The sequence below is a fragment of the Serratia sp. CY31944 genome, from assembly GCF_052169175.1.
GTDB lineage: Bacteria > Pseudomonadota > Gammaproteobacteria > Enterobacterales > Enterobacteriaceae > Serratia > Serratia sarumanii.
Window position 1 is genome coordinate 103,228 of the sequence record NZ_JBJNLG010000010.1, and the last position, 15,575, is coordinate 118,802.

Below are 15,575 nucleotides of genomic sequence, written 5' to 3' on the forward strand. Positions count from 1 at the left end.
TTTTTGCATCGTTGCAAGGGAGTCAAACAGTGCCTGAGATCACAATTCCAGCTACGCCCCAATCCTCCTCCCCAGCTAATCCCCAGGCGGGATGATGCCGTCAGGCTTTCTCACCGGCACGATAGCGGCAATTTGACCCACTTACTGGATAGAGAGTTTTCCTTATGTCACAGCCTACGCTCAAGAAGGATGCTTTTCTGGCGGCGCTTGCCCGTCAGTGGCAACGGTTCGGCCTCAGTTCCGCACAGCAGATGACGCAACATCAATGGTGGGAAGCCGTCAGTGCGGCGCTGGCCGAGCAGCTGGCCGCACAGCCGGCGCCGCGCAAAAGCGCCAAACCGCTGCGCCACGTGAACTACATCTCGATGGAGTTTCTGATCGGCCGGCTGACGGCGAACAACCTGATCAACCTGGGCTGGTACGACACCGTCGAGCAGGCGCTGGCGGAGCAGAACGTCAAGCTGGCGGATCTGCTGGAGCAGGAAACCGATCCGGCGCTGGGCAACGGCGGGCTGGGGCGGCTGGCGGCCTGTTTCCTTGACTCGATGGCGACGGTGGAGCAACCGGCCACCGGGTATGGGCTGAACTATCAGTACGGGCTGTTCCGCCAGTCGTTCCAGGGGGGGCAGCAGCAAGAGGCGCCGGATAACTGGCAGCGCGAGAGCTACCCGTGGTTCCGCCACAACGCCGCGCTGGCGGTGGACGTGGGCATCGGCGGCAAGCTGGAAAAGCAGGCCGACGGCCGCGAACTGTGGCGCCCGGCCTTCACCCTGCGCGGCGAAGCCTGGGATCTGCCGGTGCTGGGGTATCGCAACGGCGTGGCGCAGCCGCTGCGCCTGTGGCAGGCGACCCATCAGCATCCGTTCAACCTGAGCGATTTCAACGACGGCAAATTCCTGCAGGCGGAGAAGCAGGGCGTAGAAGCCGACAAGCTGACCAAGGTGCTCTACCCGAACGACAACCATCAGGCCGGCAAGCGCCTGCGCCTGATGCAGCAGTATTTCCAGTGCGCCTGCTCGGTGGCGGACATTTTGCGCAAGCACCATCAGGCCGGCCGCAAGATTGAAGAGCTGCCGAAGTACGAAGTGATCCAGCTGAACGACACCCACCCGACCATCGCCATTCCGGAAATGCTGCGCATTCTGCTGGACGAACACCAGCTGGAGTGGGAGGCGGCCTGGGCGATCACCAGCAACACTTTCGCCTATACCAACCACACCCTGATGCCGGAAGCGCTGGAGTGCTGGGATGAAAAACTGGTGCGCAGCCTGCTGCCGCGCCATTTCTCCATCATCAAACAGATCAACGCCAGGTTCAAAAAGCTGGTGGATAAGCACTGGCCGGGCGACGAGGCGGTGTGGGCCAAACTGGCGGTGCACCACAACAAGCAGGTGCGCATGGCCAACCTGTGCGTGGTCAGCGGCTTTGCGGTCAACGGCGTGGCGCAGCTGCACTCGGATCTGGTGGTGAAGGATCTGTTCCCGGAATATCACCAGCTGTGGCCGAACAAATTCCATAACGTCACCAACGGCATCACGCCGCGCCGCTGGCTGAAACAGTGCAACCCGGCGCTGTCGGGCCTGATCGACGAGACGCTGAAGGTGGAATGGGCGAACGATCTCGACGCGTTGCGCGGGCTGGAAAAATTCGCCGACGACGCGGCGTTCCGCCAGCGTTATCAGCAGATCAAACGCGACAACAAGGTGGCGCTGGCTCATTACGTGCACGGTGTGATGGGGTTGACGCTCGACCCGGACGCGATTTTCGACGTGCAGATCAAGCGTCTGCACGAGTACAAACGCCAGCACCTGAACCTGCTGCACATCCTGTCGCTGTATCGCCAGCTGCGCGACAACCCGAATCTGGACATCGTGCCGCGCGTCTTCCTGTTCGGCGCCAAGGCGGCGCCGGGCTACTACCTGGCGAAGAACATCATCTACGCGATCAACCAGGCGGCCGAGAAGATCAATAACGATCCGCTGGTGAAAGATCGCCTGAAAGTGGCGTTCATTCCCGACTACCGCGTGTCGGTGGCCGAACTGATGATCCCGGCGGCGGATATCTCCGAGCAGATCTCCACCGCCGGTAAAGAGGCCTCCGGCACCGGCAATATGAAGCTGGCGCTGAACGGCGCGCTGACGGTCGGCACGCTGGACGGCGCCAACGTCGAAATCGCCGAGCAGGTGGGCGAAGACAATATCTTTATCTTCGGCAATACCGTGGAGCAGGTGAAGGCGATACTGGCGAAGGGCTACGATCCGCTCAGCTACCGCAAGAAGGACAAGCACCTGAAGGCGATTTTGGACGAGCTGGCGAGCGGCGCGTTCAGCCACGGCGACAAGCACGCGTTCGACATGATGCTGCACAGCCTGCTGGAGGGCGGCGATCCCTATCTGGTGTTGGCGGACTTCGCCTCGTATTGCCAGGCGCAAAGCCGGGTCGATGAACTGTACCGCGATCGGGACGAATGGACGCGGCGGACTATCCTTAACACCGCGCGCGTCGGCATGTTCAGCTCGGATCGTTCGATCCGCGATTACCAGCAGCGCATCTGGCAAGCCAAACGTTAAGGAGAACGAATGGATCGCAAGCGTATCGATCAGGCGGCGGCACAGGCGGGGATCGCCGCCGATTTCATCAATGCCCACGGCAAGCGGCAGGCGATTGAACCGGAGACCAAGCGCAAGCTGCTGGCGGCCATGAATCGGGCCGAAGCCGCGCAGGAAGGGGCGGCGTCGCCGTTACCGGCGGTCAAGGTGTTCTATCAGGGCGCGCCGTTGGCGTTGACCCCGGCGGGCGAAGGCGAGTACCTGTGGGCGCTGCAGCGTGAAGACGGCGAATGCCTGCAGGGGCGCGTCGGCGCGCGCAAGACCCTGACGCTGCCGGGCGATCTGCCGGCGGGCTATCACCAATTGACGCTGAGCCAGGGCACGCGGCAGTGGCCATGCCGAGTGATCGTCGCGCCGAGGCGCTGCTTCGAACCGGACGCCTTGCTGACCGGCAAGAAGCTGTGGGGCGCCTGCGTTCAGCTGTATACGCTGCGTTCCGATCGCAACTGGGGCATCGGCGATTTCGGCGATCTGCGCCTGATGGTGGAGCAGGTGGGGGAACGCGGCGGCGCTTTTGTTGGCCTCAATCCGATCCATGCGCTGTATCCGGCCAACCCGGAGAGCGCCAGCCCCTACAGCCCCTCGTCGCGCCGCTGGCTGAATCTGGCGTATATCGACGTCAACGCGGTGGAGGATTTCCAGCGCAGCGACGCGGCGCAGCGCTGGTGGCAGAAGCCGGCGACGCAGAAGCAGCTGGCCAAGGCGCGCGCCGCGGAGTGGGTGGATTACACCGCCGTGATGCAGCTGAAGCTGGCGGGGCTGAAGCTGGCGTTCCCGCTGTTTCAGGCGCGCAAGCCGAACGACGCGCAGCGTCAGGCGTTCGAACGGTTCGTGACTGAGAGCGGCGAAAGCCTGTATCAGCAGGCGGCGTTCGATGCGCTGCATGCCCACCTAGCGGCCAAAGACGCCAGCCAGTGGGGGTGGCCGGCCTGGCCCGAGCGCTATCGGCGCGGGCAGAGCGAAGCGGTGCGGCAGTTCTGCGATGAGCATCAGGACGCGGTCCGCTTTTACCTGTGGCTGCAGTGGCTGGCGGCCACGCAGTTCGCGCAGTGTTTCGAACAGAGCCGGCAGCAGCAGATGCCGATTGGCCTGTATCGCGATCTGGCGGTCGGGGTGGCGGAAGGCGGGGCGGAAACCTGGTGTGACCGCGAACTGTACTGCCTGAAAGCGTCGGTCGGCGCGCCGCCGGACATCCTGGGGCCGCTCGGGCAAAACTGGGGGTTGCCGCCGATGGATCCGCACGTGATGGCGGCGCGCGGTTATCAGCCGTTCATCGATCTTTTGCGCGCCAACATGACCAGCTGTGGCGCGCTGCGCATCGATCACGTCATGGCGCTGCTGCGGCTGTGGTGGATCCCGTATGGCGAAACCGCCGATCGCGGCGCCTACGTCAAATACCCGGTGGACGATCTGCTGGCGGTGCTGGCGCTGGAAAGCCAGCGCCACCGCTGCATGGTGATCGGCGAGGATCTCGGCACCGTGCCGGTGGAGATCGTCGGCAAGCTGCGCGACAGCGGCGTCTATTCCTACAAAGTGCTGTATTTCGAAAGCGACGGCGAACACCATTTCCGCGCGCCGCAGGCCTATCCGGTGCAGGCGATGGCGACCATCACCACCCACGATCTGCCGACGCTGCGCGGCTACTGGCAAAGCGACGATCTGACGCTCGGCAACCGGCTGGGCCTTTACCCGGATGCGGAGATCCTGCGGGCGCTGTTCGCCGATCGGGAACGCGCCAAGCAGGGGCTGCTGGACGGGTTGCATCGCTATGGCTGCGTGCCGCAGAAGGTGGGCAAGAAGGCGGCGCTGCTCGGCATGAGCCCGCTGCTTAACCGCGGCCTGCAGCGCTATGTCGCCGACAGCGCCAGCGCCCTGCTCGGCCTGCAGCCGGAAGACTGGCTGGACATGGCCGATCCGGTCAATATTCCCGGCACCAGCGATCAATACCCTAACTGGCGGCGCAAGCTGACCGAAACGCTGGAGGAGATGTTCGCCGATCCGCGGATAAACCGGTTGCTGAAGGATTTGGACAAACGGCGGCGCAAGGTGTCGGTGGGCTGAAAACGACAATGCCGGAACGGGTTTCCCCCTTCCGGCATTGTGTTATCCACCGCGGCGCGAGCGCCGGGGATCAGTAATAGGAGTGCTCGCCGCGCTGGTGCTCGGTCAAATCGCGCACGCCTTTCAGCTCCGGGAATTTCTGCAGCAGCTCTTTCTCGATGCCTTCTTTCAGCGTGACGTCGACCATCGAACAACCGTTACAGCCGCCGCCGAACTGCAGGATCGCCATGTTGTCGTCGGTGATCTCCATCAGCGTCACGCGGCCGCCGTGGCCCGCCAGCTGTGGGTTGATCTGCGACTGCAGCACGTATTCCACGCGCTCCATCAGCGGCGCGTCGTCATCGACCTTGCGCATCTTGGCGTTTGGCGCTTTCAGCGTCAGCTGAGAACCCAGCTGGTCGGTCACGAAGTCGATTTCGGCGTCTTCCAGATACGGCGCGCTCAGCTCATCGACATAGGCGGACAGTTTGTCGAACTTCAGTTCGGTATCCGTCGCTTCTACCGCGTCCGGCGGGCAATAAGAGACACCGCATTCGGCCGTCGGCGTGCCCGGGTTGATCACGAATACGCGGATTTGGGTGCCTTCTTCTTGATTTGCCAGCAGTTTGGCAAAGTGTTCCTGTGCAGCATCTGTTATACGGATCATAGCATTAGCTCAATAGTTGACTTCTATAGTCGGTTATAATACGCCCATTGCCGTGGCACTACAACGTGCGGCAAACGCACCATATCTGCACCGAGGCGGCGCCTTGCCGCCGCAACAGCGCCGCGATCTCCGCGACGGTGCTGCCGGTGGTCACCACGTCATCCACCAGGGCGATATGCCGGCCGGCGACCGGCACCGTGCAGATGAAAGCGCGCTGCAAATTGCGCCTGCGCGCTCCGGCGCTCAGCCGCTGTTGCAGGGCTGTCTTGCGCACCCGGCGCAAAGCGGCGGGCCGATAGGCGCAGCCCAGCCAGCGCGCCAGCGGCCGGGCCAGCAGATCGCTCTGGTTATAACCACGGCGCCAGCAGCGTGATGTATGTAAGGGTACCGCTAAAATCAGGTCGGGTCTGTTCAGATGCTGCTCTCTGCGCGCCTGCTGCCACCGCAACAGTATCAGGCGTGCCAACGTCGGCGCCAGCTCGGGCGCGCGGTGAAACTTGAACCTTTTTACCAATTGGCTGAGGGGCGCAACGTAGTCGCCGACGAACACCAGCCGCTGCCAGGGTGGCGGCCGTTGCAGGCAGCGGCCGCAGGGCATTTGCGTTTCCCCGGCGGGCAATCCGCAGCACGGGCAACACGGCGGGTGGGCCGGCAGATGGCGCAGGCAGCAGCTGCAGATGCCATGACGCATCAGACTCAACGGCTGTCGGCATAGCCAACAGCGGCTGCGGATTGATAGCATAGAGCCTCCGAGACAGATAAGCATGAAAGGACAATAACCAATGACAGCGCTGTACTGGCAAACAATAGGTGAGGGCGAACGCGATCTTGTGCTGCTGCACGGCTGGGGATTGAACGCCGAAGTGTGGAGTTGCATTCAGACGCGACTGGCGCCGCATTTTCGCCTGCACCTGGTCGATCTGCCGGGTTATGGCCGCAGCCAGGGGTTCGGCGCGTTGTCGCTGGCGCAGATGACGGAAATCGTGCTGGCGGCCGCCCCGCCGCAGGCCTGGTGGCTAGGCTGGTCGCTCGGCGGACTGGTGGCCAGCCAGGCGGCGCTGATGCAGCCCGAGCGGGTCAAGGGGCTGATCACCGTAGCCTCCTCGCCGTGCTTTGCCGCCCGCGATGAGTGGCCGGGGATCCGCCCGGACGTGCTGAGCGGTTTCCAGCATCAGCTGAGTCTGGATTTCCAGCGCACCGTCGAGCGTTTTCTGGCGTTGCAGACGCTGGGCACCGAGAGCGCGCGTCAGGATGCGCGCCAGCTGAAAGCGGTGGTGCTCAGCCAACCGACCCCGAGCGTCGAGGTGTTGAACGGCGGGCTGGAGATCCTGCGCACCGCCGATCTGCGCGTGCCGCTGGCGGAGTTGAATCTGCCGCTGCTGCGGATCTACGGCTATCTGGACGGGCTGGTGCCGCGCAAGGTCGCCGAGCTGCTCGATGTCGCCTGGCCGCATTCTGCGTCGCAGATCGTGGCCAAAGCCGCCCATGCGCCGTTTATCTCTCATCCCGATGAATTTGTGACGATGATCGAAGCGTTTATTGCAGCACATTGAATCCGGTGGGAAATCGCACGATAGGGCGCTAAAAAAAACGCCGCCGGGTGGATAAAAGACAAAGCTGTTCGATACTTAGTGAGTCAATGCGTTGGCTGCAAAATGAAAAGACCGCGTGCGGCGCTTTTCATTTTGGCGTTTCGTCTCTGGGAAACAGGCCCCGTCAGGGAAAGCAACGAGGCCTGAGGATGTCGCGGCAGCCTGCGGTACTACGCATGGATTCTTGACGGCTTTCATAACAGATAAATTATCCATTGAGAGGTTAGTGTCATGAAATCATTGAAGATGATTATTGCAGCGGCAGTGCTGGGTTCGGTGTCTTTCGGCTCCATGGCGGCAACCCTGCTGACCAAGGAAGATCTGGATAAGAACCCGGGTAAATACGAGAAGATCGGCACCGTCACCACGACGGCGGAAACCACGTCACCGATGGATGCCAAGGAAGAGCTGTCCAAACTGGCGGACGAAAAGGGCGGTCAATACTACGTGATCCTGGCAGGCCGCGAACACGGTAAATTCAGCGCCATCGCCGAAGTTTACAAAGACAAGCAATAAGCCTTGAACGGCAAAGGGGCGCCCGTCATGGCGCCCCTGATCGTCAGGCCTTCAGCCGGTAGAACACCGTGCTGCACCCCTGCCCCTGCGGGCAGCTTTTGCAACTGCCGCTCAGACAGGCGCCGTCATCCTGTTCGATGCGTTCCACTTTTCCCATCGCCGTCAATCGATCCAGCATCGCCTGCACCAGCGGCAGCGGCGTCGCCAGCGAGTGGCTGAGCTGCTGCGCCTGGGCGCTGCCGCGCAGCGCCAGCGCATCGCGCACCTGCAGCAGCCCGGCCATCAGTGACAGCTCCCTTTGGCGCTCTGGCAACAGGCCGCCGGCGTGGCGTTGCCCAGGCGCACCGTGACGCGGCTGCGCGCCCGGCGCAGGCCGAACAGCACCAGCAGATTCACCAGCACCACCGCCAGGATCGCCGTCAGGCTGTACTGCGGGTGTTGATTGAAGGTGGCCGCCTGATAGAACAGCGTCGCCAGCGAGTAGGCCACGTTCAGCCCCCACAGAATAGAGAAGGTCATCCAGCCACGGCTCGATTCACGGGCGATGGCGCCCATCACCGAGACGCAAGGCACATACAGCAGCACGAAGATCAGATAGCTGTAGGCGGAGATGCCGGAGCCGAATTTGCTGCTCATCACGCCCATCGAGCCGACGCCCATCTCGCCGTCGCCCTTACTGGCTTCGATCGGGTTGGAGAGCACGCTCAGGCTGAAGGTATTTTTCAGGCCGTCCCAGGTTTCGTGCAGCGCGCCGCCCAGTTCATCGAGCAGGTTGAAGTTGGCGGCGTCGAACGCCTCTTTGTTGATGCGCTCGGCGGTGTACAGCGTATTCAGCGTGCCGACCACCACTTCTTTCGCCATCGCGCCGGTCACCAGCCCGACGGTGGCCTGCCAGTTATCGCTGTGGACGCCCATCGGCTGCAGCAGCGGCGTCAGCACCTTGGAGACCGAGGCCAGCGCGGAGTCGTTGATGTTGTCGACCGTCTTGCCGCTGAACGAGAAGCTGTTCAGGCCGCCGATGAATATGCTGGCCACCACGATCACCTTGCCGGCGCGCAGCACGAAGCCTTTCAGCCGCTGCCAGGTTTGCAGCAGCAGGCTTTTCAGGTGCGGCACATGGTAGACCGGCAGCTCCATCACGAACGGCGAGGCTTCGCCGCGCATGAGGGTGTATTTGAGCACCAGACCGGTGAGGATCGCCACCGCAATGCCGAGCATGTACAGCGAGAACACCACCCCGGCGCCGTCCTGGCCGAAGAAGGCGGCGGCGAACACCGCGAAGATCGCCAGACGGGCGCCGCAGGACATGAACGGCGCCATCATGATGGTGATCAGGCGCTCGCGCTGGGCATCCAGCGTCCGGGCGCCCATGATGGACGGCACATTGCAGCCGAAGCCGACGATCAGCGGCACGAAGGATTTGCCCGGCAGCCCGAGCGCCTGCATCAGGCGATCCATCACGAACGCCGCGCGCGCCATGTAGCCGGAATCCTCCAGGAACGACAGAAACAGGTACATCATGCCGATCTGCGGCACCAGCGGCAGCACGGTATTGATGCCGCCGCCGACGCCCTGCGCCAGGAAAACGGTCAGCCAGTCGGGGAAGTGCAGGGTGTAGCCGAGCCACTGAATGCCCTGAATGAAGATCGCCGCCGAGCCGATATCGAAGATCGGCTGCAGCGCGCCGCCGATGTTGATCGCCAGCAGGAACATCAGGTACATCACCAGCAGGAAGATCGGCACGCCCAGCCAGCGGTTGAGGATCACTTTATCCAGCAGTTCGGTCAGGCGGTTGGGCATCGCCTGCTGCGAGTTGCTGACCTCATCGCACAGGGCGGCGATGGACTGGTAGCGCGCGTCGGCGATCACCAGCGCCGGGTCTTCCTGCTGCTGCTGTTGCAACGCCTGGGCAGCCGCAGGCAACAGCGCGACGGCGGGGCCGGCCAGCCGGTGACTGTAGATGTCGCCTTCCAGCATTTGCAATGCCAGCCAGCGGCGCTGCACCGCCGGCAGCGTTTGCGGCATGGCGTCGCTCAGCGTGGCGACCGCTTTCAGCAACAGCGGTGGGTAGTTCACCAGCGCCTGCTGTTCGTTGATGTGATGATTGTCGATCATCTGTTTCAGCACGCCGATGCCGTCGGCGCGGGTGGAGATCATCGGCACTACCGGGCAGCCGAGGCGCGCCGACAGCGCGGCGACGTCGATATCGATATGCTGACTTTTGGCGATGTCGAGCATGTTCAGCGCCACGATGCAGGGAATGCCCAGCTCCAGCAGCTGCAGCGTCAGGTAGAGGTTGCGCTCCAGGTTGGAGGCGTCGACCACGTTGATCAGCAGATCGGCGTCGCCGCTCAAAATGTAGTGGCAGGCGATCTGCTCGTCGAGCGAGGTTTGCTCTGAAATGGTGGTCAGGGAGTAGGTGCCGGGCAAATCGACCAGCCGTACGTCGGACTGCGGGGTGGTGAAATGGCCTTCTTTGCGTTCGACCGTCACGCCCGCCCAGTTGCCGACCCGTTGGCGTGCGCCGGTCAGCTGGTTGAACAGCGTGGTTTTGCCGGAGTTCGGGTTACCGATTAAGCCGATGGTGAGTTTTTTCATAGTTCAGCGTGTCGTCTTCAAGGAGAACAGCGCCGGCGCAAAGGCGCGTCGGCAAACGGAGAGCGCGTCGGCTCAGGGCTGGCCGTCGAGCTGCAGCAGCGCCAGATCCTTCCTGCGCAGCACCAGGCTGACGCGGCGAGTTTTAATTTCTATCGGATCGCCCAGCGGTGCGACGCGCACCACGTCGAACGAAGAGCCGGGCAGCATGCCGAGCGATAACAGTTTCTGGCGGTAGGCCGGCGCAATTTCACCGGAAAAGCCGACAATCTTATATGTGCGTTTAGGTTGGAGCTGCATGTGATTAACCTTCCGGGTGCCGATGAGCATCGGGCTGATGATAATTGGACGTTGCCGGCGAAAATGCCACGCCGTCGGCGGTATTCATCCATAAGGTCATGCAATAAAGTGAGCGCAAATAATAGTAATTATCATTATCGCGTTCAATACAAAAAGTAAGGGTATTGTAACCAATTATTATGGCGTCGACAGTTTTTGATGACGTTGTCTTGATTAACGACGTTTTACCACCGGTTGCGCTGGGGAACAAATGAGAATGGCGAGTTAAATCAGTTACGTATTTGTAGCCGAGTTTTCTTGTTTGCAAATATAGATGGTTTTTTTCCTTTATTTATTTCCACCGAAAGGCAATTCGATAACATTATTCCGCCGTAATGCGAGCGGTAACCATTTGTGTTTCTCTCACAATTCGCGAGATGAAAAATGCGTGTTAACGAAGTTGTTAATAAATGGCTGCAGAAGGGATTGTTGTTGCCTGAATAATGGGAGGGTGGTCACGCGGGCGCGGGAAATAAAAAGATGACGGTTTATTGAGGAGGGTCAAGAAATACCGCAAGTTTTATTCATCAGAAAGGGCGGAGCAGGCTCCGCCCCCTGTTGGTTCTGACTTAGCGTTTCTTGCCGAATGCCGCCGCCAGCGCGTCGCCCATGGCGCTGTTGCCGGCCGGCGCCGCGTTGCGCGGTTTGGCCTTGTTGCCGCCCGCCGAACGGTTGGCGTGGTCGCGCGTCTGTGCAGGCGCGTTGCCGCCGCGGCGCGGTGAACCTTCGCCCGGCTGCTCATCCAGGCGCATGCTCAGCGCGATGCGTTTACGCTGCAGATCGACTTCCATCACCTTCACTTTGACGATGTCGCCGGCCTTCACCACGGTATGCGGATCTTCAACGAACTTGTCCGCCAGCGAGGAGATGTGCACCAGGCCATCCTGATGCACGCCGATATCCACGAAGGCGCCGAAGTTGGTGACGTTGGTGACCGACCCTTCCAGGATCATGCCCACCTGCAGATCGTTGAGGGTTTCCACGCCTTCGGCGAAGGTGGCGGTTTTGAACTCCGGACGTGGATCGCGGCCCGGCTTCTCCAGCTCTTTCAGGATGTCGGTGACCGTCGGCACGCCGAACTTGTCGTCGGTGAAGTCGACCGCTTTCAGGCTGCGCACCGCCGAGGCGTTGCCCATCAGGTCCTGCAGCGCCTGCTCGGTGGCGGCCAGGATGCGCTGCACCACCGGGTAGGCTTCCGGGTGAACGGTGGAAGCATCCAGCGGGTTGTCGCCGTGGTTGATGCGCAGGAAGCCGGCGCACTGTTCGAAGGCCTTCGGCCCCAGGCGGCTGACTTTCAGCAGCTGTTCACGGTTGCTGAAGCGGCCGTTCTCGTCGCGCCAGTTGACGATGTTCTGCGCCATCATGCGCGTCAGGCCGGCCACGCGGGTCAGCAACGGCACCGACGCGGTGTTCAGATCGACGCCGACGGCGTTCACGCAGTCTTCCACCACCGAGTCCAGCTTCTTCGCCAACTGGCTCTGGCTGACGTCGTGCTGATACTGGCCAACGCCGATGGATTTCGGGTCGATTTTCACCAGCTCCGCCAGCGGATCCTGCAGACGACGGGCGATGGACACCGCGCCGCGCAGCGACACGTCGAGATCCGGGAACTCCTGCGCCGCCAGTTCGGACGCGGAATACACCGACGCGCCCGCTTCGCTGACGATCACTTTCTGCGCCCGGACCTCGCCGAACTGCTTTTGCAGGTCGAGATAGAAACGCTCGGTTTCACGCGAAGCGGTGCCGTTGCCGATGGCCACCAGCTCCACGTTGTGTTTGATGCACAGCGCCGCGACGATGGCGGCGGCTTTGGCCGCTTGCCCGGTGTGCGGGTAGACGGTGTCGGTGGCGACCAGCTTGCCGGTCGCGTCGACCACGGCGACTTTCACCCCGGTGCGCAGGCCCGGATCGAGGCCCATGGTGGCGCGCATGCCGGCCGGCGCGGCCATCAGCAGGTCATGCATGTTGCGGGCGAAAACGTTGATCGCTTCATCTTCCGCGCGCTCGCGCACCGTGCCCATCAGCTCGGTTTCCAGGTGCAGCAACACCTTGATGCGCCAGGTCCAGTTGACCACCGCCTTGCGCCAGGCGTCGGCCGGGGCGTTGTTCAGGCGCAGGTTGAGGTGATTGATGATGATCAGCTCCGCCTGGCTTTCGCGCGGCGCTTCCTCAAACTGCGGATCGGCGTTCAGCGCCAGCTGCAGCACGCCTTCGTTGCGGCCGCGGAACATCGCCAGCGCGCGGTGCGAAGGCACCTGAGAAATCGGTTCGTGGTGATCGAAATAGTCGCGGAACTTGGCGCCTTCTTCTTCCTTGCCCTCGACCACTTTGGACACCAGATGGGCGTTTTTCCACAGGTAGTCGCGCACCTTGGCCAGCAGCGAGGCATCTTCGGCGAAGCGCTCCATCAGGATATAGCGCGCGCCGTCGAGGGCGGCTTTGACGTCCGCCACGCCCTTGTCGGCGTCGACGTAGCGTTCAGCCAGCTGTTCCGGCTGCTTTTGCGGATCCTGCCACAGCGCGTCCGCCAGCGGTTCCAGACCGGCCTCGATGGCGATCTGGCCGCGGGTGCGGCGCTTCGGTTTGTACGGCAGATAGAGGTCTTCGAGTTCGGTCTTGCTCAGCGTGGCGTTGATCGCCCCCGCCAGTTGTTCGGTCAGTTTGCCCTGTTCATCGATCGACTTCAGGATGGTCTGACGACGATCTTCCAGTTCACGCAGATAACCCAAGCGGGTTTCCAGCTGGCGCAGTTGGGTGTCGTCCAGGCCCCCGGTGACTTCCTTACGATAGCGTGCAATAAAGGGCACGGTATTACCTTCATCCAGCAGACGGATGGCGGAGTCGACTTGCTCCGGCCGGGCCTGCAGTTCTGTTGCAATAATGCGGCTCAGTGGGTCATTCATAGGTCTGGTATCTGTATTGAGAACGGTGAATAAACAGGGGACAGTTATACGGATTGATCGGGGAAAATGCCAGTGGAGCGGGCCGCCGCCGCGCGGCCGCCGCGTGGAGAACTGCGCAGGCGGCGGCGTTGGCGGCGGTTCGGAAAAAGCTGAAAGCTTACTTCGGGTAGTCTATCTCGTTAACGTACCACTGCGCCTCGCCCAGCGGCGTATTGACGGTGGCGACGTCGCCGACCTCTTTTTTCAGCAGGGCGCGCGCCATCGGCGCGTCGATGGAGATGTAATCCTTGCGGCCGAAGATCTCGTCGTAACCGACGATGCGAAAGCGTTTGGTCTCGCCGTCGTCGTTCTCCACCTCCACCCAGGCGCCGAAGAACACCTTGCCTTCCTGCTGCGGGGAGTAATCGACGATCTTCAATTGCTCCAGGCATTTGGTCAGATAGCGGACGCGGCGGTCGATCTCGCGCAGCCGCTTCTTGTTGTACTGGTAGTCGGCATTTTCGCTTCTGTCGCCCAGGCTGGCGGCCCAGGTCACTTTCTTGGTCACCTCGGGGCGTTCTTCACGCCAGAGGTAATCCAGCTCTTGCTTGAGCTTGTCATACCCTTCACGGGTTATCAGTTGAGTTCTCATGGTGATTTATCTTTATGGGGCCACCGCCACAGTGTACGTGAATGCGGGGGGCTTTAGAAATGGCGCACGGGCCTGCGCGTTGCCGCACGGTTGTTATTCAGTTTGCGCAGCTTTTAACAATCGGGAGTATGCTTAGCGATAGCGGAAAAGGAATGTGACGAAAGGAGGATATCTGGCGAGAGAGACAAGGAATTTTGGCGCACAACCCAACACATTGAAGGTATTACCGCATGGAATTTAAAGATTACTACGCAACGATGGGCGTTGAGCCCAACGCCGATCTGAAAACCATCAAAACGGCCTACCGCCGGCTGGCGCGTAAATATCACCCTGACGTGAGCACCGAAGAAGACGCCGAGAGCAAATTCAAGGAGCTGGCCGAAGCCTATGAGGTGCTGAAGGACGAAGAGCGCCGCGCCGAGTACGATCAGATCCGGCTGCACCGCAACGATCCGAATTTTGGCCGCCAGGCGCGCGGCGATCGCGGCGGCTATCAGCAGAGCGCTTCATGGCACGGCGGCGGCGCCGACGCGCAAGACTTCTCCGATTTCTTCGAAAGCATGTTCGGCGGGCGTGCGGCGGGCGGGCATCGCTCCGCTTCGCATTCGCACGGCGGGCATGGCTTCCGCGGCCAGGATCTGGAGATGGAGGTGCCGCTGTTCCTCGAGGAAACGCTGCATGGCCAAAGCCGCGAGATCTCCTACAAGCTGCCGGTGTACGACGAGCTGGGGCGGCAGGTGAGCGAAGCCAGCAAAACGCTGAACGTGAAAATCCCGGCCGGGGTGGGCGACGGCGAGCGCATTCGCCTCAAGGGGCAGGGCGTGGCCGGCGTGGGCGGCGGCCAGAACGGCGATCTGTATCTGGTCATCCGCCTCGCGCCGCACCCGCTGTTTGAGATCGACGGCCACAACCTGAGCATCGTGGCACCTCTCGCCCCTTGGGAGGCGGCGCTCGGCGCCAGCATTGAGGTGCCGACGCTGACCGGCAAAATCGCGTTGACCGTGCCGGCCGGTAGCCAGAGCGGCAAACGGCTGCGGGTCAAGGGCAAGGGGCTGGCGGGCAAGAAAGAGCCCGGTGACCTGTATGTCATTCTCAAGGTGGTGATGCCGCCGAAGCCGAACGAGAAGGCCAGTGCCCTGTGGCGAGAACTGGCTGAACAGGCGGCGTTCAACCCGCGCGCGGAATGGGAGTAAAGCACATGATGAAGAAAGAGATCACTTTCACCGTGGTGGAACTGTGTCAACGGGTGGAGATTTCAGAGGATGAGCTGGTCGAGATCGTTGGCCTGGGCGTGATCGTGCCGCTGGAGCCGGCGCAGCCGAGCTGGGAGTTCGACTACCCGGCGCTGAGTCATCTGCAGCGTGCGCGCAGGCTGCGGGCCGAGCTGGATCTGGATTGGCCGGGGATCGCCATGGCGCTGACGTTGCTCGATCGAGTTGAGGCGCTGCAGCAAGAGAACCGGCAGCTGCGCCGGCAGCTGGCGCGTTTCCTGCAGACTTCCTGACTCGCCGTCAAAACGCCACCGTGCGGTTTGCCGGTGGCGAAATTGCGTAAAATTGGGCCGCGGCCCCACATTGCGCTGATAAAGGGCGATATTTTGACGAACCCCCGTCGACATTCACTGAAAATTGTTGATAAATGGGGAAAAGAATAAGCTTTGTAACAATTTCGTCTAGAATACAT

Annotated in this window: 13 protein-coding genes; 6 read left to right on the plus strand and 7 right to left on the minus strand. The window is 61.8% G+C overall.

Annotated features, from left to right (window positions below; translation table 11 throughout):
• Positions 1-164: 164 nt before the first annotated feature.
• Both malP and malQ read left to right on the plus strand, forming a co-directional pair.
• On the plus strand, positions 165-2,570 hold the full coding sequence (gene malP, locus ACJ8IN_RS12435; protein ID WP_033649338.1) for a maltodextrin phosphorylase: 2,406 nt from the start codon (positions 165-167) through the stop codon (positions 2,568-2,570).
• Positions 2,571-2,579: 9 nt separating this feature from the next.
• Positions 2,580-4,670, plus strand: a complete 2,091-nt coding sequence (gene malQ, locus ACJ8IN_RS12440; RefSeq protein ID WP_197847125.1) for a 4-alpha-glucanotransferase — start codon at positions 2,580-2,582, stop codon at positions 4,668-4,670.
• 70 nt (positions 4,671-4,740) lie between these two features.
• Here malQ and nfuA read toward each other — a convergent pair whose 3' ends face one another.
• A complete protein-coding gene (gene nfuA / locus ACJ8IN_RS12445; protein ID WP_004930777.1) occupies positions 4,741-5,316 on the minus strand; it encodes a Fe-S biogenesis protein NfuA in 576 nt (191 codons plus the stop codon).
• Positions 5,317-5,374: 58 nt separating this feature from the next.
• The gene (gene gntX / locus ACJ8IN_RS12450; protein WP_308326093.1) at positions 5,375-6,058 is read right to left on the minus strand and encodes a DNA utilization protein GntX; all 684 of its coding nucleotides are present in this window, start codon (positions 6,056-6,058) and stop codon (positions 5,375-5,377) included.
• 40 nt (positions 6,059-6,098) lie between these two features.
• Between gntX and bioH the strand changes: the two genes are divergently transcribed.
• Complete coding sequence (gene bioH, locus ACJ8IN_RS12455; RefSeq protein WP_103773129.1) at positions 6,099-6,869, plus strand: pimeloyl-ACP methyl ester esterase BioH; 771 nt, start codon at positions 6,099-6,101, stop codon at positions 6,867-6,869.
• Positions 6,870-7,139: 270 nt separating this feature from the next.
• Positions 7,140-7,424 (plus strand): YdgH/BhsA/McbA-like domain containing protein, encoded by a 285-nt coding sequence (locus ACJ8IN_RS12460; RefSeq protein ID WP_004930765.1) that lies wholly within the window; start codon positions 7,140-7,142, stop codon positions 7,422-7,424.
• A gap of 43 nt (positions 7,425-7,467) precedes the next feature.
• Here the strand turns inward: ACJ8IN_RS12460 and ACJ8IN_RS12465 are convergent, their stop codons facing one another.
• The 5 genes from ACJ8IN_RS12465 to greB all read right to left on the minus strand — a co-directional run bounded on the left by ACJ8IN_RS12465 (position 7,468) and on the right by greB (position 13,892).
• Complete coding sequence (locus ACJ8IN_RS12465) at positions 7,468-7,707, minus strand: FeoC-like transcriptional regulator (protein WP_033636318.1); 240 nt, start codon at positions 7,705-7,707, stop codon at positions 7,468-7,470.
• Positions 7,707-10,022 carry a Fe(2+) transporter permease subunit FeoB gene (gene feoB, locus ACJ8IN_RS12470; RefSeq protein WP_047570221.1) on the minus strand — a complete coding sequence of 772 codons (2,316 nt, stop codon included), beginning with the start codon at positions 10,020-10,022 and terminating at the stop codon, positions 7,707-7,709. Before feoB ends, ACJ8IN_RS12465 begins: the two co-directional genes overlap by 1 nt.
• Before the next feature lie 72 nt (positions 10,023-10,094).
• Positions 10,095-10,319, minus strand: a complete 225-nt coding sequence (gene feoA / locus ACJ8IN_RS12475) for a ferrous iron transporter A (RefSeq protein ID WP_025304553.1) — start codon at positions 10,317-10,319, stop codon at positions 10,095-10,097.
• Positions 10,320-10,927: 608 nt separating this feature from the next.
• A complete protein-coding gene (locus ACJ8IN_RS12480) occupies positions 10,928-13,261 on the minus strand; it encodes a Tex family protein (RefSeq protein ID WP_060424770.1) in 2,334 nt (777 codons plus the stop codon).
• A gap of 157 nt (positions 13,262-13,418) precedes the next feature.
• Positions 13,419-13,892: a transcription elongation factor GreB gene (greB, locus tag ACJ8IN_RS12485; RefSeq protein WP_033636315.1), complete on the minus strand. Its 474-nt coding sequence runs from the start codon at positions 13,890-13,892 to the stop codon at positions 13,419-13,421.
• A 230-nt stretch (positions 13,893-14,122) separates the two neighbouring features.
• Here greB and cbpA point away from each other — a divergent pair, with 230 nt between their 5' ends.
• Together cbpA and ACJ8IN_RS12495 are read left to right on the plus strand one after the other, a co-directional pair.
• Positions 14,123-15,085: a curved DNA-binding protein gene (cbpA, locus tag ACJ8IN_RS12490; RefSeq protein ID WP_033636314.1), complete on the plus strand. Its 963-nt coding sequence runs from the start codon at positions 14,123-14,125 to the stop codon at positions 15,083-15,085.
• Between the two features lie 5 nt (positions 15,086-15,090).
• Positions 15,091-15,396, plus strand: coding sequence for a chaperone modulator CbpM (locus ACJ8IN_RS12495; protein ID WP_033636313.1), 306 nt, complete (start codon positions 15,091-15,093; stop codon positions 15,394-15,396).
• Positions 15,397-15,575: the final 179 nt, after the last annotated feature.